The sequence below is a fragment of the Tundrisphaera lichenicola genome, assembly GCF_051175385.1.
In the GTDB taxonomy this organism is placed as follows: Bacteria; Planctomycetota; Planctomycetia; order Isosphaerales; family Isosphaeraceae; genus Tundrisphaera; species Tundrisphaera lichenicola.
This window is the reverse complement of record NZ_CP195106.1, coordinates 5184509-5206996: the sequence shown is the minus strand read 5'-3', so window position 1 is coordinate 5206996 and position 22488 is coordinate 5184509. Positions and strand designations below refer to the sequence as shown.

At 56.3% G+C, this 22488-nt stretch carries 17 protein-coding genes; 10 read left to right on the top strand and 7 right to left on the bottom strand.

Annotation, left to right across the window (positions count from 1 at the left end):
• Positions 1–53: 53 nt before the first annotated feature.
• Positions 54–2561, bottom strand: a complete 2508-nt coding sequence (locus tag P12x_RS20350) for a M28 family metallopeptidase (RefSeq protein ID WP_435006528.1) — start codon at positions 2559–2561, stop codon at positions 54–56.
• Between the two features lie 255 nt (positions 2562–2816).
• Here P12x_RS20350 and P12x_RS20345 point away from each other — a divergent pair, with 255 nt between their 5' ends.
• Entirely contained in the window at positions 2817–3338 is a 522-nt protein-coding gene (locus tag P12x_RS20345) for a hypothetical protein (protein ID WP_435006527.1), read from the top strand.
• Positions 3339–3383: 45 nt separating this feature from the next.
• Positions 3384–4451 carry an acyltransferase family protein gene (locus P12x_RS20340; RefSeq protein ID WP_435006526.1) on the top strand — a complete coding sequence of 356 codons (1068 nt, stop codon included), beginning with the start codon at positions 3384–3386 and terminating at the stop codon, positions 4449–4451.
• On the opposite strand, the gene P12x_RS20335 is transcribed toward P12x_RS20340, so the two are convergent.
• Both P12x_RS20335 and P12x_RS20330 read right to left on the bottom strand, forming a co-directional pair.
• On the bottom strand, positions 4372–5304 hold the full coding sequence (locus tag P12x_RS20335) for an alpha/beta fold hydrolase (protein WP_435006525.1): 933 nt from the start codon (positions 5302–5304) through the stop codon (positions 4372–4374). The two genes, P12x_RS20340 and P12x_RS20335, sit on opposite strands and share 80 nt — an antisense overlap.
• Positions 5301–7187, bottom strand: a complete 1887-nt coding sequence (locus P12x_RS20330) for a CocE/NonD family hydrolase (protein WP_435006524.1) — start codon at positions 7185–7187, stop codon at positions 5301–5303. Before P12x_RS20330 ends, P12x_RS20335 begins: the two co-directional genes overlap by 4 nt.
• 1219 nt (positions 7188–8406) lie before the next feature.
• Here P12x_RS20330 and P12x_RS20325 point away from each other — a divergent pair.
• The 8 genes from P12x_RS20325 to P12x_RS20290 all read left to right on the top strand — a co-directional run bounded on the left by P12x_RS20325 (position 8407) and on the right by P12x_RS20290 (position 18755).
• A complete protein-coding gene (locus tag P12x_RS20325; RefSeq protein WP_435006522.1) occupies positions 8407–9996 on the top strand; it encodes a glucoamylase family protein in 1590 nt (529 codons plus the stop codon).
• Between the two features lie 195 nt (positions 9997–10191).
• The gene (locus P12x_RS20320; RefSeq protein ID WP_435006521.1) at positions 10192–11355 is read left to right on the top strand and encodes a Gfo/Idh/MocA family protein; all 1164 of its coding nucleotides are present in this window, start codon (positions 10192–10194) and stop codon (positions 11353–11355) included.
• A gap of 73 nt (positions 11356–11428) precedes the next feature.
• Positions 11429–11887, top strand: coding sequence for a nickel-responsive transcriptional regulator NikR (gene nikR / locus P12x_RS20315; protein WP_435006520.1), 459 nt, complete (start codon positions 11429–11431; stop codon positions 11885–11887).
• 320 nt (positions 11888–12207) lie between these two features.
• The gene (locus tag P12x_RS20310) at positions 12208–13215 is read left to right on the top strand and encodes an SGNH/GDSL hydrolase family protein (RefSeq protein ID WP_435006518.1); all 1008 of its coding nucleotides are present in this window, start codon (positions 12208–12210) and stop codon (positions 13213–13215) included.
• A gap of 118 nt (positions 13216–13333) precedes the next feature.
• A complete protein-coding gene (locus P12x_RS20305) occupies positions 13334–14035 on the top strand; it encodes a hypothetical protein (protein ID WP_435006517.1) in 702 nt (233 codons plus the stop codon).
• A gap of 346 nt (positions 14036–14381) precedes the next feature.
• Positions 14382–15056 carry a site-2 protease family protein gene (locus P12x_RS20300; RefSeq protein WP_435006515.1) on the top strand — a complete coding sequence of 225 codons (675 nt, stop codon included), beginning with the start codon at positions 14382–14384 and terminating at the stop codon, positions 15054–15056.
• 384 nt (positions 15057–15440) lie between these two features.
• The gene (locus P12x_RS20295) at positions 15441–17192 is read left to right on the top strand and encodes a S8 family serine peptidase (protein ID WP_435006513.1); all 1752 of its coding nucleotides are present in this window, start codon (positions 15441–15443) and stop codon (positions 17190–17192) included.
• A 129-nt stretch (positions 17193–17321) separates the two neighbouring features.
• Positions 17322–18755 (top strand): hypothetical protein, encoded by a 1434-nt coding sequence (locus tag P12x_RS20290; protein WP_435006511.1) that lies wholly within the window; start codon positions 17322–17324, stop codon positions 18753–18755.
• A gap of 7 nt (positions 18756–18762) precedes the next feature.
• Here the strand turns inward: P12x_RS20290 and P12x_RS20285 are convergent, their stop codons facing one another.
• The 4 genes from P12x_RS20285 to P12x_RS20270 form a co-directional block, all read right to left on the bottom strand.
• Positions 18763–19068, bottom strand: a complete 306-nt coding sequence (locus tag P12x_RS20285; protein WP_435006510.1) for a transposase — start codon at positions 19066–19068, stop codon at positions 18763–18765.
• A 44-nt stretch (positions 19069–19112) separates the two neighbouring features.
• A complete protein-coding gene (locus P12x_RS20280; protein WP_435006508.1) occupies positions 19113–19487 on the bottom strand; it encodes a hypothetical protein in 375 nt (124 codons plus the stop codon).
• Between the two features lie 29 nt (positions 19488–19516).
• Positions 19517–19891: a helix-turn-helix domain-containing protein gene (locus P12x_RS20275; protein ID WP_435006506.1), complete on the bottom strand. Its 375-nt coding sequence runs from the start codon at positions 19889–19891 to the stop codon at positions 19517–19519.
• A 294-nt stretch (positions 19892–20185) separates the two neighbouring features.
• On the bottom strand, positions 20186–22030 hold the full coding sequence (locus P12x_RS20270; RefSeq protein WP_435006505.1) for an ABC transporter ATP-binding protein: 1845 nt from the start codon (positions 22028–22030) through the stop codon (positions 20186–20188).
• Positions 22031–22488: the final 458 nt, after the last annotated feature.

Sequence of the window (22488 nt, the reverse complement as noted above, 5' to 3'; positions counted from 1 at the left end):
AGAGTTTCGAGGCTCCAAGTCCTCAGGCATCGGTATGATCTGAACTTTCTGTCTTATTTCCCACCGACAATCCCAACCGGATTCTGGGGAGGGGTAGTCGAGGCTCCATTGCCCGGAGGGTTGGCAGGCACTGCGGGCTTTGCCCCGATTGAGGGCTGTGAAACGCCGGGGTTGGCCTCAACGTTCGTCGCCTCGATTGCCGCCTTCATTGCAGCCGTCGCTGCGTCGATTCGCTCGGCCAGGGCGGGTATTTGAATGGCGATCATCTCGGGATCATTTTCGATGATGGCCTGACGGAGGCCTGGAAGAGTCCAGCAGGCGTATCCGGTCGTCAATCCCGGTGCATAGATCGAGTGGCGGAACCAGGGACGGCCTGGTAGCCCCTTTGCCAGCAAGAATGAACGTTCAACCTTGGACAAGGCATCGTTGATTCGAATTAGCTGGGGTAATGGAACGGATTCCCTCTTTGTCAACGCCTCGGTCGCCTCATCGAGCGAGGAAGCTTGTATTTCGAAACCCTTAATGGCCCCGACAAGCCGTCCGAGATTCTCTAGAGTGATCTGGGGCTTGAGTGGATCAGATTCGATGGCTCTTGTTTTCCTCGCGACGATCCTTCTCAGATCGTCAACGTAATCGCGAAGCGCCTCACCGTAGGGTACGAATTTCAGCGGAGCCACTTCGGCGGAGGCGGCTCTCATCGTGATCAGCGTGTAAAGTCTAGCGGCCGTAGCGTGGGTGACGAATTCCGGATCTCCGAATTTCTCCATCCAGTAGATATTATCATAGACCGAATGATAGACCCCGTAGCGTCCACTGAAACCGACGTCCAAACTGGGTACCCCCAGATGATCGAGAAATGCAGTGTAGTCCGAACCTGAGCCAAGAGAGTTAAGCTGGGGCGAAAAGCGACGAACGCGGGTAACGGATGGTGTGTTGGATGGCTCGTCGGATGCAGTAGCCGCCGAGTCCCAGATATCTTCCAAATCTACAGCCGCTGTTCCCGCCCAAGCTGCCCTCCTTCGAGCGACCCAGACATCCCGGAGAGTTCGTCCTGATCGGACGTCAGGAATCGACCCAGCTGCTTCCATGAACAGGTCGCGGAGAGAAGGAACGCCATCAACGTCGAGTTCGGGTCCTGACACTGCCGAGTCGACGTTCAACAGCATCAGGGCCTTCTCATTGATTTCTTCGGAATGATGATCGGCCCATTCGGTGGATCCAACCAGCCCGTATTCTTCGGCATCCCAGCTGGCATAGACCAGCGTCCGGCGAGGTTTCCATCCCTGCTTGACGGCCGAGCCCAAGGCCCGGCACATCTCCAAGGTAGCCGCTGTCCCGCTCCCCGGATCGACGGCTCCATAGACCCAGGCATCGCGATGGTTGCCGATCATGACCCATCGATCGGGCTCGGCCTCGCCCTTGATGGTCGCTATCACATTCCAGATCGTTCGGATTTGATAATCCATCTCGACCCGGAAATGAACCTCGACCGGGCCAGGTCCGACATGGTAGGGCTGCGGTAGACCACCTTGCCAGCCGCTCGGGACGTTCGGGCCGCCCATCGCTTCCAGGATCGGGCTTGCAGCATCGTAGCTGATCGGGAGGGAGGGGATACTCGCGTAATAATCGTCACGGTTCTGTCCAGAATCTTTTTCCCATGTTTTGATGGAAGGAGACTTGACGATAGGGGGCCCTCCTGATGTCGAAGGAGGTTCTACGACGTCTTCCTCGGAAAGCGTGAAGCCGTGTCTTGGATCGATCGCCAATCGCTTGGCACCTTTGATCGAAGGTCCATTCGGTGTCGAAGGATCGCCCGGCCCGAGGGAAAGGAACTGCACGCTCCCACGCTGAAGTGCCGAACCTGGACGGTATGGGCCATTAGGGTAGACGTCCCCTCGGGCGTAGCCGTCATCGGCCGGATCGGAATAAATCAAGATTCCTTTCGCTCCGCGTTTTTGAGCATTGCGAACTTTGAGCCCTCGAAAAAGTTCGCCGTAACGCACGAGGACGATCTTGCCTTTGACGTCGATCCCCAGTTTTTCCAAAGCCGTAAAATCTTCGGGTCGCCCGTAGTTTGCGTAGACAACCTGTCCAGTAACGTCACCAGAAACACCATAACCGTGAAAAGCGGGGAAGGCGTCCGAGCTGGCGGAGTCCTTGTCGGCCGCGATCGGCTCCTCCAGGACTTTTAATGAGATGGGATTGGGTCGTATGATCTCGCAAAGCACCCCTTTTCCCGGTTGTTGGATGGGATAGTTGAGCAGGACTTCGTACTCTGCCAGCTCGGCTGTCCAACCCCAGGATCGAAGTTTATCGCGAACGTTGACTGCGGTCCGATAATCCGCCGGTGTTCCGGCGACGTGAGGCTCTTCCGTGATCTCCCGGAGCCACGCACGCGCGGCGTCGGGCGTGGGTATGCTCATGGCATGAGCTTCAGCCTTGACCTGAGACGCTCGGGATCCCACGGAGAAGCCGATGATCGGTTCTTGGGCCGGTGCTTCGGCTGTAATCGTGATGAGGGCGATCAAACCGAGCAGGCCGGAGATCCCTCGACAATGCATAAAAAAAACCCTTTTATGAGGGAGGTTCTTGACAACGACGTCGTCCCGGAACGAGACTTTGGCGAGGGATGCGACGTCTTCCTAAAATACGCTCCTGGATTCATCGAATCCAGGGCCTAGGGGCTTCGCAATTCCCGATCACTTCTCAAGGATTTGGTATAGCGATTCGCACTTTGAACCTGTCCCGCCGACTCCTGTTCGGTCGCCATTGGTGGTCCGACGAAAGTGGTCGCAGCGGAGAAAGGGGAATTTCTCGTGGGCCTGTCGTTCACCGTTGGAGGGGCGAAAGGGACGTTCGAGGAGCGCTTCGCGGTCGAGGTTGCCGGGGTCCTGGACAATGCCTTCGGAGCCGAAGGCGACTGGGAAGGCGTGGCCCCTCGACACTACGGAGAGCTAGTCGACTCCGGATGGCTTGAACTGCAAGATCGGGCCGCATCCGAGCTGGGCCCGGATAGCGTCCCGAACCTTATGGCGCTTGGAGCCGAGGGGCGCGGAGTCTATCTTCCGACTCATGTCCGGGCGGTGTCTCTCCCACTCTCGGTTGGCGGCCCCCTCCGTTGTGCCAGTCTGCCAGGACTCCGGACCGAGTTGGCCGAGCTGGCCGATCGCTGGGAATTACCACTCGATGACGAGGGTTTGCAAACGCTACTCGAAGTGAGTCGCGATCCGGATGACGGGTGGGTGGCCGACGCTCCCGAGATCCTTACTTTTGCCCGCCTCGCACTTGCCGCCAATGAAGCAACCCGACGCGACTGCCCGCTCTGGTTGGTGGGCTGATTACGGCTTGGTGCTGGATGAAGCCAAGGAGGATGGGGCCGAGGGATGCCGCATAAGCCACAACTTGACGGCCTCCGATTCCTGGCCTTCCTTGCAGTCTTCTTCTTTCACGCGAAGCCGGGCTTTTATTCCTGGGGCCCGCAGGGTGTCCAAGTTTTCTTCACGCTCTCTGGTTTCCTGATCACCCGAATCCTGATCCTTGGAGAGTCAGGGATCTTGACGGACGACCTGAAGCGGTTCTACATCCGTCGAACTCTCCGGATCTTCCCCCTTTACTACGCCGTAGTCATCTGGCTCTGGTCGATGGACCAACTGCCTGGTGTTGGATGGTATCTCGCGTACGTCTACAATTTCAGAGTTTTCCTCGAACGAGGCTGGGGAGGCCCGGTCGGTCACTTCTGGACACTTTCGGTCGAAGAGCAGTTTTATTTACTTTTCCCACCCGCGCTTCTGCTGATCTCAAATCGATGGCGACCATGGATGATAGTGGGAATGATTCTCGCCACCAAAGCGTTTCAGGCCTATGCTCATGAACGTCTCTCGATCCCGTGGGCTTCGTTTCTACTTCCGTACTGCGGCGAGCATCTCCTCTGGGGATGCGTCGCTGGTTTTCTCGAAGTCAAAACCCGTAAGTTTTGGTGTGATGGTCTCGTCTGCTTGTTTATCGGGCTGGCACTTATCTTGCTCACTAGAATCCGTCCCGAGTGGGTAGTCCACCCCCCTCCGACTCTGTTCATCCTATCGGCGCTCACCGGATTCGGGATTGGTTCGGCTTTCCTTGTCTTTGGACTGTGGCGCACTTCAAGTCCGTGGATCATCGGTCCACTTGCGTTCGGGCCAGTGGCTTATCTAGGACGTATAAGCTACGGCTTGTACGTATACCATCTGCTCGTCATCGAACGCAACTGGATCATGTACGTACCGGAATATTATCTCTTTCCCGAGCCATATGGGACGCTTCTCGTAACCATCGCCCTCGCGTCGGCTTCCTGGCATTTCTTCGAGCAACCGATCAATCAACTGAAAGAGCGACTCACAGTTGGTTCAGGTCCGTGGCCTCTCCCCTGGTATGTGGTTGCGATCCGCGCAAAAATTCGAGAACGAGTTGGTTAACTCGATCCGGCTGCTCATGATGGAGCCAATGAGTCGCGTCTTCGATCCATTCGAGTCTCGCGTTATCGCAGAGTGCAAAGCTCGATCGAGCCAGACCCTTCCCCAGATATTTGTCTTTGCCCCCCCACAGAATCAACGTCGGAATAGGGATGAGAGGATTCGCAAGCGGGGTTGCTCGATCCCTGAATGCCGCCCGATACCAGTGAAACATCGAAGTTATCGCGCGAGGCTCGCGCCAAGATTTCTTGTATGCTTCGAAATCTTCCGGGCTGTATGTACCCGGGAGGCTGCTCCGTTCCATTTCACGACTCAATAGCTTCCAATCGTTTGAGCTTAAGATCAATTCCGGTAGATAAGGGATCTGAAATAGAAAAGTGTACCAGCTTCGAAGGCACTGAACTGGGTTCTCGCTCAATTCACGAAGCATGACCTGGGGATGAGGCGCATTCAAGATCACGGCTTTATCGAATCGCTCGAAATTGCTTTGGATGGACTGCCAGGCGACGACACCTCCCCAGTCATGGCCAATAATGGAGACCCTGTCGAAAGACATCGAATCCATCAGGCCAATCACGTCGTCGACTAAATTCTCTAATCGGTAATCGGCGACACTCCTTGGCTTATCGCTGAGATTAAAGCCACGCTGGTCTGGGACGATGACTCGATAACTCGCCTTTGTCAGGGCGCTAATCTGATATCTCCAGCCATACCAAAATTCGGGGAAGCCGTGTAGCAGCAATACTGGCGGACCATCCTCGGGTCCAGCCTCGGCGACCTGCAATGTGATCCCGTTGGTCGAGATCCGACGAAAGTTCGGCTCCGAGGAACGTTCGGATCGGTGACTAAGATTCACGGCTCGATCAGGACTCCGATCTTCGAGGCTCGTGATTTGGACCGATAAACGCGTTGATCCGTCTTTCGAAAATCCGAAGTCCGTGCCTCGTAAATGTTGACGAACGACTGAGGGTTTCGATCGACGAGGGGAAACCAACTACTCTGGATCTGGACCATAATCCGGTGTCCTGTCCGGAAAGTGTGGTAGACGTCGTTTAGTTTGAGTCGGACAAATGTAGGCTCTCCCGGATTAAACGGCTTGGGAGTTTCATAGCTCTCACGAAACTTCCCTCGCATGACGTCCCCTCTTAGAAGTTGCTGGAAACCGCCCATCTTCGCCCCGGTGGGATTTGGATCGGGATCGGAAGCAGTATCCGGATAAACATCGATGATCTTGACGACCCAGTCCGAATCGGTCCCGGAGGTCGAAACGATCAATTCGGGGATGATGGGACCTGCGAATGTCAAGTTGGCTTCGAGGGGTTCCGTTTGGTAGACAAGGACATCGGGCCTCCGAGCGGCAAATCGCTGGTCCTCCACCATATACTCGCGGGTCATCCCGATGGCGGTGTCGGATATGTAAGGGACGGGTTTGGAAGGATCGCTCGAATACTCGTCAAAATCATCCTCAGTCGAATCAGACGGCTGCTCGAATCCAAGCTTACCTTCGGGAAGTAACCAGAGCTGATTCGGCTTTGCCTCCTTCGGAGGCCAGGATTCGAGCCTCCGCCATCGGTTCGTTCCGGTTTGGAAGACCAGCGCCTCCGGCAACCCTGGGTCTGATCCGCCCTTAAGGTGATGCTCGAAAAATGGAAGTTCGATCGATTCTCTATAAAAGTCGGAGGTCTTGGAGTCGAACTGGACCAGGCCTAGGCGGTCGCCGGGATTACCACTCCCACCCCATTGGCCATGGTACCAGGGACCCATCACCAGCGTATTCTGGATGTTGGGGCTACTTGACTCGATCTGCTTGTAGCATTCCAAGGCACCAAATAAGTTCTCGGCGTCGAACCATCCCCCGACAGTCATGACGGCAGGCTTCACGTTCTTGAGATGCGGCCGGAGGTTCCGGGCCTGCCAGAAGGCGTCGTAGGATTCATGCCTCATCATTTCGTCCCAGAAGGCGACCTCGCCCTTGAAGAAGCGAGCATCCGCATTCGGGAGGGTGCCGAGCCTCATGAAGAACTCGTAACCATCGGGGGTACCATGATCGAAAGGCGTAACTGACTTGCTGGTCGGGTAGGGCCGGGGTCGGCCGAAATTGGATAAGAAATTGAACGCATGAGGGAGGAAGAACGCACCATTATGATGAAAATCGTCGCCGACAAACCAATCTGTCACGGGAGCCTGGGGTGAGGCAGCCTTCAGCGCGGGATGAGACTCGACTAGTCCCGATGCCGTGTAGAAACCAGGATACGAAATACCCGACTGCCCGACTTTTCCGTTGTTATTGGGGATATTCTTCACGAGCCAATCAATGGTATCGAAGGTGTCTGTTGACTCATCAACGGCATCTTTCTCGACATCGACCATGATCGGTCGCATGTTCACGAACACTCCTTCGGACATCCAGCGGCCTCGGACATCCTGATAGGCGAAGATATATCCAGACGTTCCGAAAGCAGGGTGAGGGCCCAAGTCTGGCTTCGATCGATCAACGCCATACGGTTGGACGCTGTAGGGTGTACGGTTCAGGAGAATCGGATATGGCTTGGATTCATCCTTAGGAACGTAGACGGAAGTAAATAGCCTAACCCCGTCCCTCATCGGAATCCTGAACTCATGCTTTGTGTAGTGGGCCTTGACGTATTCCAGGCCTTGTGCCTCAACTCTCTCCGGCCAGAAAGCCATCGAAATCTTAGTGGCTAGGAAAACCAGGATCACGGCATTTCGTCGATTCATCAGGATCTCCTCAGTCGAGCTCGTGGTTCAGGTAAACCATCCGGCGATCAGAGCTTGAAACGGTTGGCTGCATTTGAATAAGGCCTGATAATGGAACTTTCGATTGGAAGGCGCTCACGATCGGCGAAGGAAACCAAGACTTCGTAACGGAGTTTACGGGTAGGTGGGCTCCCAGCCTGTCCTTCGACAGGATCTTGTGGAATTGTCGAATCGAAGGAAGATCGGGCATTTCGAGTAGAGGACCATAACGCATGGTCAAGGAAATTCCTGATCTCAAAGGTGCATTTCCGAAAAGTCTTTTTCCAGCTTTATTTACAACATCGCCGTCGTAACCTAGGTCGAACCCACTTGGAACGCCGATCTTGACCCCGGAGGAGTGACGATGGGGGTAAAGTACGAAGTCTGCTCCACGTGACCGCGAGATAGGTAATTCACTTGAAAGGGTAGAGGCCCTTGACCTTCGCTGTCACGATCAAATTCGTTGAATAACAGGACATCAGGTGGAATTCACAGAATTATCTCGGCGTCGTTTCGAGGTTGAAAGTTGCCAGGATTCGATTAGTTCCGGATGCATTCGCATGGCTTTTCGTGGTTTAGCGACGAATTAAATGGCGAATCGAACGAATTTCTCGGAGTTGTCGGACAGGACCCTTGAATTGGTTGCCTCATACGCTGCGATTAAGCTCAAGACAAAAAATCATAAACCCATCCAATCCCTCACGGTCACAGAACGATACGTTTCTCGTAAATTCGATGGATTGCTGGAGGATACACGGTCGGCCGAACCAGGGCCACTGCTCGGAATTGTTCCCGGTGACCTTGTCTTGATTCAGGTGGTGGTGCACAATTGAAGAGATTCTTCACGATTCCTTGACAATAAGGTCAGGACTCTCTCATCGAGCTTGGGATTACCAGCCGATAGAATCAGATGACGTCGAGGGGTCGTCGTCATCCCATTGAATTTGAGTGAAGGGTCAGCTCGACCCGGTGCATTTGATCTCATTCGGGTCGAATAATCTCCGAATTCCGGTCGAACGAGCCCAGACGATCGACGTATTCTCCATCGGGCAGCGAGCGCTCGGGCCATGCACGAACGCTCACTAAAATGGTGCTTTCGGCGGCGACCGGGTTAAGGATGATCACTCTGCGATAGAGATCGCAGGTGGGATCTGTCCAAGACTCTTCCGCGCCCTAAGATAAGCGTGGGGAGGACCAGATCATGACTCGATCCAGGCTTCTGGCCTTGCTGGTCCTGGTGAACTTCCACATGTTGGCCGTGGCAGGAGAGATCGATCTCGGTCCTGCCGACCGCGCAATTCTTGGTGGATACGCCAGGGACACCTGGAAATCCTTCGACGCTCTGGCACTCCCTAGCGGGCTACCTGCCGACTTGATGTCCAGGACAGGAGAAAGTTGGACGCTGGCTTACTACTCCTCACCCTCGGACATCGCGGCCTATCTATGGAGCATCCTTGCCGCCGAAGATCTTGCAATTATTCCTACCGAAGAAGCGACCTTACGCCTCGGTCGAACACTTTCGACTTTGGAGGGAATGGAACGTTCTCACGGTTTTTTTTTCAATTGGTATGATCCTCGAAATGGTTCCACGCTGAAATCCTTACCCGGCGGAGGTCCGGTTCGCCCTTTTCTCTCCACGGTCGACAATGGATGGTTGGCCGCAGCACTTATCATGATCCGCAACGCTCGGCCCAACTTTCGAGTGACTGCGGATCGTCTGCTCGAGCCGATGAATTTCGGCTTTTTCTTCGACCCTTATAACCCTGCCAATCCGAGCATGCATCCGGGTTTACTACGAGGGGGTTACTATCCCGACGACAACACCTATGCTACTTTTCACTATGGAATATTGAACACCGAGACTCGAATCGCGAGTTACATCGCAATTGCCCGAGGCCAGGTCCCGCCCGAGCACTATTACAGGATGGCTCGCTATCGAACGCCCGAAACAGGCGCCGTCTACCCAGGCTGCCGCGGCGAGGTGCGGAAATACTTCGGAGTCGATGTTGAGGAAGGCTATCGAAAGCACCGAGGCATCAAGGTCGTACCGAGTTGGGATGGCTCGATGTTTGAAGCCTTGATGGTATCGCTTTTCATCCCGGAAGCGGAATGGGCACCACGAGCCTGGGGCGTGAATCACCCTCTATACGTTCGGGCATCCATCGATTACGCCCTCGGAGACGACAGACTAGCCGCTTGGGGGGCATCGCCTTCGAGCATCCCTGGGGGCGGATATCGAGTCTACGGAGTACCTCCACTCAGTGTCGATGGTCGCAACGCTGATCCGGCAGGCGAGACGGTGATCACACCTCACGCTTCGTTTCTCGCCCTCTCGTTCGCCCCTCGCGAGGCGATGAGGAATATCAATGTCCTCGCCACTCGCTTCCATGCTTACGGGGAGAACGGATTTTTCGACTCGGTCGATGTCATTTCCGGCCAGGTCGCCGAGTCGGTACTGTCTATTGACCAGGGAATGATCATGGCCTCAATTGCGAATGCCTTGGCGGACTGTACTCTCCAAAGGGCATTCTGCTCGGGGAACATCGCCGAGGTGGTTCATCCCTTGATCGCTCAGGAGCAATTCGGGTCGGGATTGGAAATCACGGAATCTCCGCAACGTTCTCCGGCAACCACTTCCTGGATCCGATCCGAAGCGAATCCGACAAAAAGGAATCAGGTGGGATTGGATTTGTTTGAGGCCTCGAGATTAATGACTTACGGACACGAGTTGTTCGCGGCCACCGGAGATACTCGGAAGACAGAGATCTCACTCTCTCCAGGTTCGAGATGAGGCCAGTATCGATCGACGAACCTCGCTCCGGGACTCACTCCCTCGAGGCCAATTCGATTATTCCAGGTTCCGGGATTTACCTCTTCTCAGGGACCAGCTCACTCGAGGTTTTCCCTGGTCCCTTGCGGGCGGGAAGGACCCGGCTATAGTGACGCTCTCCGGTCCTTCATGGAATATCGAGGGGGAATGAGAGCGATGAGCCGAAGGAAGCTGAGAGTGGGAATGGTTGGCGGTGGCGGGCCGGCCAATTTCTTCGGGGCACCTCACCGTCGGGCGATCCTGATGGACAACGCGGCCGAACTGACCGCCGGAGCCCTTCGGAGCAAGCCCGACGAGTCGATCGAATCCGCCAAGGAACTTTTCTTTACCCGAGGGTATGGCGACTGGCCGTCGATGATGAAAGCCGAGTCGGCGCTTCCGCAATCCGAGCGGATCGATTATGTCACCATCGTGACGCCCAATGATGCCCATTTTGGGCCGGCGGATGCCGCGGCGCGGGCGGGAATCGGCGTGATGTGTGAGAAGCCCCTGACGACCACGCTCGATGAGGCAAAGCGGCTCCTTCAGGCCTCGACCGAGACCGACACTCCGTTCGGTGTCGCCTATACCTACACCGGCTTCCCGATGGTCATGCTCGCGAAGGTCTTGGTCGCCGATGGCGCGATCGGCGATGTTCGCAAAGTGGAGGCCTGGTATCCTCAAGGCTGGCTGGCGACCAGTCTCGAAACCGATGGCCAGAAGCAAGCAGCCTGGCGAGTCGATCCGGCCAAGGCCGGAGCTTCTGGCTGCGGAGGCGACATCGGGACTCACGCTTACGAGTTCGTTCGATTCGTGGGCGGGGTTTCCGCAACCCGAGTTCAAGCTCGTCTGACAACCTTCGTCAAAGGTCGAGCCCTCGACGATGATTTCACGGTACTGGCCGAACTCGAGAACGGCGGGATCGCCACCATTGCCGCCTCGCAGATCACGATTGGCGCCCAGAATGACAACGGATTTCGGGTCAGTGGGACCAAGGGAACCTTGGAATGGTCGATCACCGACCACCACAATCTGAAGCATTACACCGGTGGTCAACCTCTGAAGATGTACCGGCTCGGCGCAGAATACGATTACTTCCCGGTCTCGATCAAACCTTACATCCGGGTTCCCTCGGGGCATCCCGAAGGTTTCCATGAGGCGCTCGCCAACCTACATCTCTCTCTCCAGCTTGCCATTCGGGACAAGCAAGGCGAGTCGGTCCCGGCTCCGTTCCCACACCCCGGAATAGCTGATGGCGTGGCCGGAATGGCTTTCATCGAAGCGGCAGTCGCTAGCGCCAAGAAAGAAGGGGATTGGGTCGAGGTTCCCAAGTCCTCTTGAACCAAGTCAGGCCGATGGGCGATGGTGGAAGTGGGAACTCCACGATCGCCCCCTCGTTCCGAAAGGTCCTAACGTGAAGGAGCCCCTCGTTCGGTTCAGCGTCGCGATTGGTGGCGAACTCCTCGACAGATTCGACCGTTATCGCGAGGAACATCGTTATTCCAATCGTAGCGAAGCGGTCCGGGGCCTGATGCGGGCCGCCTTGATCGAGGATGCAGTAGCCGCCGACGATGGCGAGGCGATGGGAGTAGTAACTCTGATCTACGACCATCATGGCGGCCGAGTTGCGGAACATCTCACCGAACTCCAACACTCGCATCTGAATTGTGTCGTGACGACCACTCACGTCCATCTCGATGCCAGGCGATGCCTGGAGGTGATCCTGCTACGTGGTACGACCAAGCGAATTCGTGAACTTGCCGACGGCCTGATTGGCACGAAAGGAGTTGAGACGGGTCGCCTCGTGTTGGCCTCGGCTATGCCGATCGAGGCGGGACACCACCACCACGATAATGACCATACCCACGATTGAGGCTTTACCGCCTTCTCGTTCGAGTCAGACGGCCCGAGGTATCAAGAATGTTGCGCCGACGCCGAGTTGATGGCCTTCGGCAAAATTTCCTTCCCTTCGCCGAGCGATCGATTCGACTCGATCGAGCCTTCAGGCGAACGATTCTGGTCATGACCGGAATTTCGTTATTCGGCTTGATGGTAGGCACTTCGGCCGGTCGTCGAGCCCTTAGATTCTCCACGGAATTCGCCAAGGATTCAGCTCGATCGGTTATTGGATTGCCCGTCGATCGTGACGAGATCGAGGCCAGGCATCACCAGGAACGACTCCGAGGGATCGAATTGACCCGCGGATTCCTGGAACAGGTCGCCCAGGAAAAGGGACCGACGATGCAGGAGTTCTTCCGGGTCATCGGGATGGATCGAGATTCGGCGGTGATTCGTTGGGGGAATTTCGACTGGACTCTCGCCTTGTCCTCAAAAGTCTTCGAACCGGATGATTCGGGACGCTCTTATCGACTCAAGCCCAACACTCGGTCGATATGGATGATTGATCTGACGATCGAGAAGGTTCAGGCGATGTTCGAGATCCCAGACACCATCGAGGCTCGAAGACTGGGACGGGCGGTCGGAGGCAGGATTGTCCCCGAGTCGGTTCAGACGACTAATTCCTGGGGATGCCGAGGCCCTGAGCCCGATTGTCAAGCTGCGGTCCGCGGCATTGTCCTGGGCGACTCGAATATGCAAGGCCTCCTCGTGGGGGATTCCGACTCTCCACCTGCACGCCTAGAAACGATGCTCCATAACAATCTGGGGGTGTCCGTCTCGATTCTGAACACAGGACATCTAGGATATTCCATCGAGCAGTACTATCACACCTTGGTCGCTTACTTTGGCCGCTTTCGTCCTCATTTCGTCATCATAGGGATCTGCGGGAACGACTTCGGCGACGTGACCAAGCCTGCGAACTGGGATGAGAGTGATTACTGGCTCGGTGAGCTCCTCCAGTTTTGCCGGACCCGTGCCCTGACGACACTTGTAGTACCCTTGACTCGCGAGGATGATATGCTCGGTCGACGAGACGAGAGCGTGTATCCCGGCAAGCTCACCTCGATCTATAAAGGTTCAGGCCTTAACTACGTCAATCCCCTGGAAGAATTCACTGACGAGCACCTTCGACTACGCAATATAGCGATCCGGGCTGGGAAACCATTCTCGAACAGCCCACTCTTCAATCGCCACCTCGCGGGGGATAATCACCTTTCCCCGATCGGTTCAGAACTCTGGGCAAAAATTGTGGCCAGGCGCCTTCAACGAATTTGGGATGGCAAGTCTAGAATTGAGAAATGAATGTCCTCGCCCCTTGAATCTCGTGGCCGGTCCGTTCGTCCATCTGCTATCATGCTCGTAAGACTTGATCGAGAATTCAGTACGAGCCGGGATCACGCCGCCCGGGGAAGGGAAGACGATGTCGAGTGGGAACGATCCCAGCTCGCCCGAGGCCGATGGCCTCCAATTTATTCAGGCCGAATATGATCAGGCCCCACCCTCGGTCGTCGGCTGTGCAGCCTGCAAACAAACCATCATTGACCAATATTTCGAAATTAATGGAACGATCGTCTGCGAGCCATGTAAGCAGGCCATCGAAAGCAAGCTTCGAGATGGTTCGGGGGCCGTTCGATTCTTCCGATCGCTCGCTTTCGGAACCGGTGCAGGAATGATCGGAACGCTGGCCTACGTGGCCTCGATTCGAATCACTCATTACGACTTGTCGCTCATCTCGATTTTTGTCGGCTATCTCATCGGCCGCGCGGTCCGAGTCGGGAGCGATAATCGTGGCGGCTTAATCTACCAGATGACGGCGATCTTCCTCACCTATCTGGCGATCGGGGCCACTTACGTATCTCTCGGTTTCCTGGAAAACAATCAGGCCGCGAACCCAATTTTTCAGGCCGACATCGTCAGCCAGGCGATCCTTTTCGTCTTCTTGACGATCATTGTTCCGGTGGCGAGTGCCCGTGAAAGCGTCATTTCGGTCGCGATCATTGGTTTCGCTCTCTGGCAGGCCTGGAAAATGAATGTCAAGCTGAAGTTAATCGTCACAGGCCCATATCTCATCGAGGAAGGTGAGTCGGAGAGCTCGTTCGACGGGACGACCGACCATGCTTGAAACCCGAAAAGTTCCGGCCATTGACTGTCCGGATTGCGGTACCCAGGTCGCAGCTCACTTTCTGGTCTGTCCTAGCTGCCATAGGCTGGTTCACGCCGAGAGACTCAAGCGACTGGCCGAGGAGGCCAACTCGGCCGAGACATCAGAACAATGGACGCAGGCCTTGATTTCCTGGAGGGCTACTCTGGAACTCTTGCCTGCGAATTCCAAACAGTTCGCGGCAATCTCCTCGAAGGTCGCTGACCTGGGAATGAAGGCTGATTTTTCACCCGAGGCTCGATCGCCATCAGTTCAAGGTTCATCGTCCTGGACTGGAAAGGCCGCGGGGCTTGGGACGTTTGCGTTGATGATCCTGGGGAAGGGGAAGTTTCTCCTGCTGGGACTGACAAAGGCAAGCACACTTCTCTCGATGTTCATCACCGTCGGAGCGTACTGGACTCTTTGGGGTTGGCCATTCGCGATTGGACTGGTCCTGACAACCTACATTCACGAGATGGGCCACGTGGCGGCCCTCCTAAGATACGGCATCAAGGCCGATGCTCCGATGTTCATCCCTGGAATCGGGGCAGTGATCCGCGCCCGCCAGCGATTGTCTAATCCCCGGGAAGAGGCTCAGGTCGGACTGGCCGGGCCGCTCTGGGGACTTGGCTCGGTCCTGATCTGTTATGGTCTCTTTCTCGCGACAGATCAACTCATGTTCGCCGCGATAGCCAAGCTCGCCGCGGTAATCAATCTCTTCAACCTGATCCCGATCTGGCAACTCGACGGTGGTCATGCCTTCAAGGCATTCTCTCGACCTCATCGATGGTTAGCGGCCGTCACGGCCTCGACAACCTGGGCCTTGATCCCGGATACCGAGGGATTCGTCTATCTTTTTCTGTTCGCCTTGATGGTCTGCACCGTCTTCAGGGCCGCCTTCGACAAACCTTCCGATCAGCCTGATTTATTCTCCGCCCTGGAGTATGCAGCGCTCGTCTTCGCACTCGGATTGGCCGCACAGATCCCCGCACCATTGCCCTGAAGCTCGATCAATGTGCTAGATTTGACCAAGTGCGGATGGATCGGGTTGAGATTCGTCAATCGTAAGACTTCGCGCTTGCCCTGACGATGCAACGAGTGGTCTGCAACAATTGCGCAATCCGGATACACTTCCGATGAAACGCCGCGCAAGGTTCGTTCGCTCCAGGTTTGAGATCGAGCCGCTCGAAGCGAGGTGGGTGCTCAGTAATCCTGCCGAGGGAATGTGGCCGATTCCTAACCCCGGGCCATCCAATAGTGTCCTCGTTCGATTCCAACCTGAGAGTACCGCCTCAGCCAGAGCTTCGATATTGTCGGCGCTCCGGGCCTCTACCATTACCCGAATCCCGAAGGTCCCGATTTAATCCGGCTCCGGGAAGGGGGCGACGTGGATGGAGCTCTCCGGCTCCTCCAGTCCAATCCATCCGTCGTATATGCCGTTCCCAACTCGGTCATCCAGGCCTCGGCGACACCGATCTATCCCAATGATCCCACTTCGGGTCAGCTCTGGGGCCTGAACAATCCAAACAATATTGATGTCAACGCTGCCGAGGCCTGGGGGATAACCACTGGTGTCAGCTCGACGATCGTTGCTGTGATCGATACTGGAATTGATCTGACTAATCCCGACTTTGCGGGCAAAATCTGGACGAACCCCGGCAATGTTGCCGATCCCGCATATCCTGATGCCATTCATGGCTGGAATTTCGTCTCTCGCAACAATAATGTGCAAGATGATGAAACCGAAGGGCATGGAACCCACGTGTCGGCCGTCATTGCTGCGGCAGGCAATGATGGTTACGGCGTGAGTGGAGTCGACTGGAATGCGCGGATCATGCCCCTGAAATTCCTCGACTCGACCGGCAGTGGGTCGACTTCGGACGCTATCTCGGCCATCTATTTCGCCGTTCGGCATGGTGCTCGGGTCATCAATGCGAGTTGGGGCGGAGTTGAGAACACACCTGCCCTCCGTGATGCGATTTCCTATGCAAATAGCAAGAATGTCATCTTCGTCACAGCCGCCGGAAACGATTCATCGAACAATGACATCGTGGCGAACTACCCTGCCAGCTACCGACTTCCCAATGTGCTGAGCGTGGCCGCAGTCGATCGAAACGGAAAGCTCGCCGGTTTCTCGAACTATGGACGAAATAGCGTTGATGTTGCCGCCCCTGGAGTCGATATTCTGAGCGATGTACCTAGCGGAGTCAGTGCAGACCGACTCGCCACGCTCTCAGGCACTTCGATGTCCTCGGCCTTCGTATCCGGGATCGCTGCATTATTAATTGGTCAAAGGCCTTCGAGCACTGCTGCCCAAATTGCCGGGTTGATCCGTACCTCAGCCAAGCCGCTTCCTTCACTCATCGGAAAGACGATCAGTGGTGGAATGGTGGATGCCTACGCCGCATTATCCGCCAGCATCTCGACCGCGAAGGTAGCAGCGCCTGTCGCTGGACTTCCGATTCTGAATCCGGGATCATCAACCGTCGCCGATGTTCGCGCTTCCTTACTCGCCTCGGATGAATTCTTCGCGAATCAAGGCCGCTCAGGCCAAGGTTTCGTGACCGGGCTTTACCAACAGTTGCTCGGAAGGTCCCCGGATATCTACGGCCTCCAGCAATGGGTGGGAGTATACGACTCGGGTACGGTGACCCGATTCCAGCTTGCTCGGGTCATTTTGGCCTCCCCAGAAGGTCGACTCACCGAAGTCGCCCATTGGTTTCAGGATTACCTCGGTCGGACGACACCGCTCGAGGTTCTCAAGACCGACCCTGGAGTGGCCGCCTGGGCAAACTTACTTGTTGCTGACATCGGCGATGAAACTACTCAAGCCTCGATCATGACATCGTTCGAGTATCTGGTTGGGCATGGCGGGACCCCAGAAACCGTAATCCAAGGATTCTATAGAGATTTGCACGGTCGCGACCCCTCCTTAACTGAGCGAAATGCCTGGGCCGGGCTTCTCTATCAGGGATATTCTCCCTTTACCGTCCTCCGCTACTTCCAAGGGACTCCCGAGGCAAGCCAGGTCAAGATCGCTCGATGGTTCATCCAGGATCTGGGCCGATCGTCCTCCCTGGCATCCTTGATCAAGGATCCGGGGATTGTTGCCTTTGCCTCGACCTTGGGCCATTTTTGAAGTGGAAAGACCTGGAATCGGTTGAACTCCGGAGGTTGATGCTGCAAGGCGAACTTTCTTTTGGGGGCAAGTCCCGTTATGATTCCGGGGTGACCGAAGGAGCGGATTTCGCACAAGGAGGAGCTTGCCATGCGAACCGGGAGCCACGCCCAGGCCGGGGCGGCGTCGGCAACCTCCACCACCCCGGCGTATGGTCCCGAACTTCGAGAGAGTACGGCGATCGCGGAATTATTCCTCGGAGTCTTCCGGCGTGATCTAGCGACCTTCTTCCCTAGGGCACGGGTGCTTCAGATCGAGCCGGGAATTACGTGGCCCGATCGTCCCTCCGGATCGGTTTTTCGGCTCCTCGTTGATGAAATAGACCAACGAGTGTCGGTGGATCTTTTCGGACTTCGGTATGGAGTCGAACCATTCGACGGGCGTCGATTCAGCGAACATGATATCCGGATGATCAAGGCGATTGGAGCCGTCCTCGGACTTCGCCACCATCATCTATTCCAGATTGATCACCCCTCTCGTCTGGAACTTTTCCGAGGCGGTTCCGAAGATCATTATGTGGCGGCGTTCGTCGAACCTTGGGCGTACTCCGAAATATCCCCCCGCCCGAGTCGAATCGCTTCTACGATTCAAACGCTGAGGACTGCCGCCCTTTCGACCTATGAGAATCGTCGAGTCTCGACCGGGGCGTTGCTACTCGGATCCGATCAGTCATCTCGCCCGGTTTGCCCTGATGCTTTGCCTTACGGGGTCGAGCTAACTGCATTGAAGAGCATTCATCGACTCTGCGACGGTAAGCGAACTGTCTATCTTGTCGATATCGAGGGACGTCTCATCGAGGTAGTCGATATTGCCCGATGGGCTGAGTCCATTCCTCCCCTTAGTACGCTTGAAGTGCCCTGCGCCAGAGACTATACAGCTCATGCAAGATCCACTCGATATGGCGGGAATCTTTGTCTGGTTTTGAGTCCGAATCAGGAAATCAAGCTTTTTGCGGGCGGTTCTCAACAATTTGCTTACTCCCACGGTCGTTGGCGAATCCTGGACCCCTGGACCAAGTTTGCTATCTGGTCGTCGGCTTTGGAGGATCAGAGACTGGCTCGAGTCCTCTTTCAGACCGCACTCGACCTGGCTGAGTGCAGGCAAGGAGGGCTATTTGTCGTGATCGACGAGCCTGCGGTCGCAGTCGGGCGTCTGATTGCTCCACACGACATCCTCGCCATTGATCAACCTACAGATCCACCCAACAATCTCAATCCGGGTGACCCTTTAGCGAAACGAGCGCTGCATTATCTGGCCCGAGGCCGGTCTATAGCCGACCTCGACCCCTCAGTTCTCGAAGCGTTCGCCGCTCTCGACGGGGCGATCGCGACCGATCGATCGGGTCGGCTCCTCGCTTATGGTGCGATCCTTCGTCACGATGCTTCTGGGACAATTTCTCCGGCAGTTGAAGGGGCAAGGACGACCGCAGCGATGATCGCCAGCCGGTTCGGGCCCGTCCTCAAAGTTAGCGAGGATGGTATCGTGTCTTGTTTTCTTGGTGGGACCCGAGTTTGGGACCTCTAATCCCAGTTCACGTTGAGACCAGGAGTTTCGACTCATACTCCGGATCGAGTTCAAACTTCGGCCAGAGTCGATCGATCACGGTTTCGGGAGCGGCATTGATCCCGGCGATGAACCGCTGGCAAGCTGCCCTCAACGCCGCCAGGCTGGCGTGGCAGTGGCCCCGTGTCACATCCTCGCGCATCCAGTCCCACTGCCTCTCGATCGGGTTAAGGTCCGGGCTGTAGCACGGCAGGAAGACCAACTCGACCCCCAACTCCTCGGCATGCCCGGTCACCACCTTGGCGATGTGGCAGGGGGCGTTGTTCCAGATCACCACGACCTTTCCGGGAAGGCCGGCCCGCCAGCGGGCCACACACCTCAGGAAGTGGTACGCCGCATTGCCGTCGCACGACCGCCTTCCCAGATCAGGCATTGCCCGTGGGTGAAGTCGTACGCCCCGTACCAGTTGAGCCGCTGCGAGAGCCCCGGGCACGTGCTGACCCGCCAGGACCGCTTGCCCCTGGGACCCCAGGTGTAGCCCTCGTCCAGATCCTGATGGAAGTGCGGCTCATCGATGTAGACCAACCTCACTTCGTCGCGACAGACGCGGGCGAATAGCTCCCCGAGCCGGGCGATGGGCTCGCCACGCCTGGGGGCTTTGGCCTTGCCCAGCAGCTTCTTGATCCTCTTCCAGCTCAGCTTGGCGGCCAGTAAAATCCGCCGGATCGCATGGCGTCCCACGGTGCGGCCCAAGTTACTCTGCACCCACAGCCGGAGCCTCTTCAACGTCCAGCCGTGGCCGGGCAGCCCGTGGTCGATCGGCTCGGAGGTGGTGACGGCCTCGACGAGTTGCCGGGCTCGATCGGGCGCAAGAGGGGGGCCGGCCCGCCGGTACGGCGGAAGGTCAGGGCATCGGGCCCCTGAGTGTTGTAGTCGTGGACCCACTCGAGCACGGTGTCGTCCTGACGCCCGAACTGGTCGGCCCAGGAGGTAGCGTTGTGGGTGCCGTCGGCGACCAGGGAGAGGGCCAGCAAGCGTTCGCGGGTGCGGGGGTGATCGGCCAGGAGGGCCAGGCGTCGCAGGTCATCGAGCGATTGCCCCCACTTCGGGATCTCGACGCGGATCTTTCGAGGCCCTCCTGTGACTGAGTCGATCATCCCAATCTCCTGAGGTTCTCCAAGGTATCGAGGCGGGCTCTCACTGAAAATCCCGGTCTCTAGAGATTTGGGTTTAGTATAGCAATAATCGAAGCCGCCTCACCCTCGATTCATCCGAGATGGAAGCTTCGATGAGATCCCTCCTCGAATATGATCAGCAATAACTCGATATGATAATGCCAATGCGTCGCGAGCACCACCATTTTACCTGACTGAATGAACACTCCCGAGGAGACTCGAAGTTAGGGAACTGCCGAAAGGTTCGCCTTCTCGGGTATAATGGCCTCGTCAAGTCTATCCTTCCATGGATTGTAATTCGATCATGCCTCGATAAGCACCATCGCGATCGAGTAGCTCCTCGTGGGTTCCCGCCTCCAGGATCGTCCCGCCCTCAAGAACCAGGATTCGATCAGCCTTCTTGATCGTACTGAGCCGGTGGGCGATCACGAACGAGGTTCTCCCCTTCATTAACCTGGCTAAGGCTTGCTGGATCAGGCGTTCACTCTCACTATCGAGATTGCTCGTAGCTTCGTCGAGTATGAAGATCCTGGGATCAGAGAGTATGGCCCGAGCGATCGCGAGCCTCTGTCTCTGACCGCCACTGAGCCGGACGCCTCGCTCTCCGATCCTGGTCTCGTATCCATCCGGTAGTTCCTCGATGAAACCATCGGCATTGGCAGCCTTCGCCGCCATGACAACATCAACTCGCGAGGAACTTCGCCCCGCATATTCAATGTTTTCGGCGATGGTTCCGTCGAACAAGAAAACATCCTGCTCGACGATTCCGAGCACCCGTCGATAGCTCTCTACCTCGATTTCACGTAAATCGACTCCATCGAGTCGAATCACTCCAAGAGTCGGGTCGTAGAATCTTGCAATCAGATTGCACAAGGTCGTCTTTCCGGCTCCCGATCGACCGACGAGAGCAATCATCTCGCCCGGCTCGACATCCAGGCTGATTTCCGAAATCACTGGCGAATCCGAAGTTGGGTAAGTGAATCCAACTCCTTCGAGCGAGAGTCGCCCCAGCACCAACTTCGGCTCCAACGAAATCGAACCAGGTATGGCGGGCATCTCGCGTGGTTCGGCCAGAAGGTCTAGCACTCGATCGAAACCCGATAGATTGTTTTGCAACTGGGTTGCACTTGTCGCCAGGACGGCGAGTGGTTCGAGTAGCATGGCGAGATAGACAAGGAACATCATCAGATCGCCCAGGGAAAGCCTTCCCTCCAGGACACTCAGGCCGCCGAAGAGCAGGAGGGCTGACGAGGCGGCCGGGAGGAACAAGTCCCAGATAACCTCGACGATCCTCGACCACCACCAAGCAAACAACTCCTGACGGGTCATGAAATGGTTGTCGCCGACGAAACGGGCGGTCTCCCGACGCTGGCGACCGAACGCACGAACCACTCTCATCCCCCCGAAAGCCTCGGCGGCCCGAGCGTCGATCTCCTGACGCTGCCTTCGGACGTCACGATAAAGTGGTCGTAATCTTCGATTCCAAAGTCGATCCGAGATGACCGCCCCGGGTGCCAGAGCCAGGGCTCCTAACAGGAGTCGCCAGTCGACCCAGGCCAGGATGACCAGCCCTCCAAGTAGCTGGACGATGGCCCGCCAGGGATTATAGATCATACTAAAGATCAACTCACCCACACCTCCTGCGTCCTCACGGAGCAAGCTAGCTGCGCCTCCAGCCTTGAGCTGATAGACCCGATGGAGCGGAAGCCGGGCCGCATGCTCGAAAACACGTCGACGCGTGGTGACCTGGAGACGTTTACTGGATCGAGTTCCCAGCCATCGACTCCAGAGTCCAATCGCGGTTCCAAGGATCGAGACGACCAAAACGCCCGCGACCAGGACGACGAGTCGAGATCTCGGTGTCGGGGGAACTGGTAACCAGGATGGCAGTCCTTCTGGTATCGATTTACCAAGAAGAACATGATCAATCACCAACTTCGTTGCCGCCGGGGGCACAAGACGAAGTGAGGTCGAGGTAGAAAGCAACAAGAGAGCCAGGAGCAAGGAAGCTCTCAGCCCTTTCAGCAGCCCAAAAAGCTCACGATAGAGTTGAGGGAGTGACCGATGCCTTGCAACACTTCGGCGATTTCCATCGCTTTCATTTTGCTGGTCACTTCTCATTCGTTCCGAACGATACGCCACGAACCGTCGCCTGCTGCCTCGTCCGTCACTGCTCGTCAAGGTTGGTAACTCCCTCCGGAGCAAAACTTCCGGGTGATCTTGCCGGCAGATCTCCCCGACTCCAAATTTTTAACATAGTGTTGCTTAGAGCGACCTTTCTGGTCTATCCACTACTTGACCAAGTGACCGCTCATCCTGAATCGTCCGATTATCAAATTTGGACCGATTCCGAGACTCGTCGATGTTGACGGAACGCCACAGTGCAGTTCGCAAAGCGCTTCTTCAGCGTTTTGCAAGTTCACGGAGATGAACCCAATGAAGCATTTGTGTTTCAAAATTCTTATTACCTGCGTTAAAAAACATCTCGACTTGAAGATGCTGAATTCACGACCGATACTGAGGCCTCATCGAGAACGAACTCCGGGCCACCGGTAAATTCGATTGTTACATGATTAGAG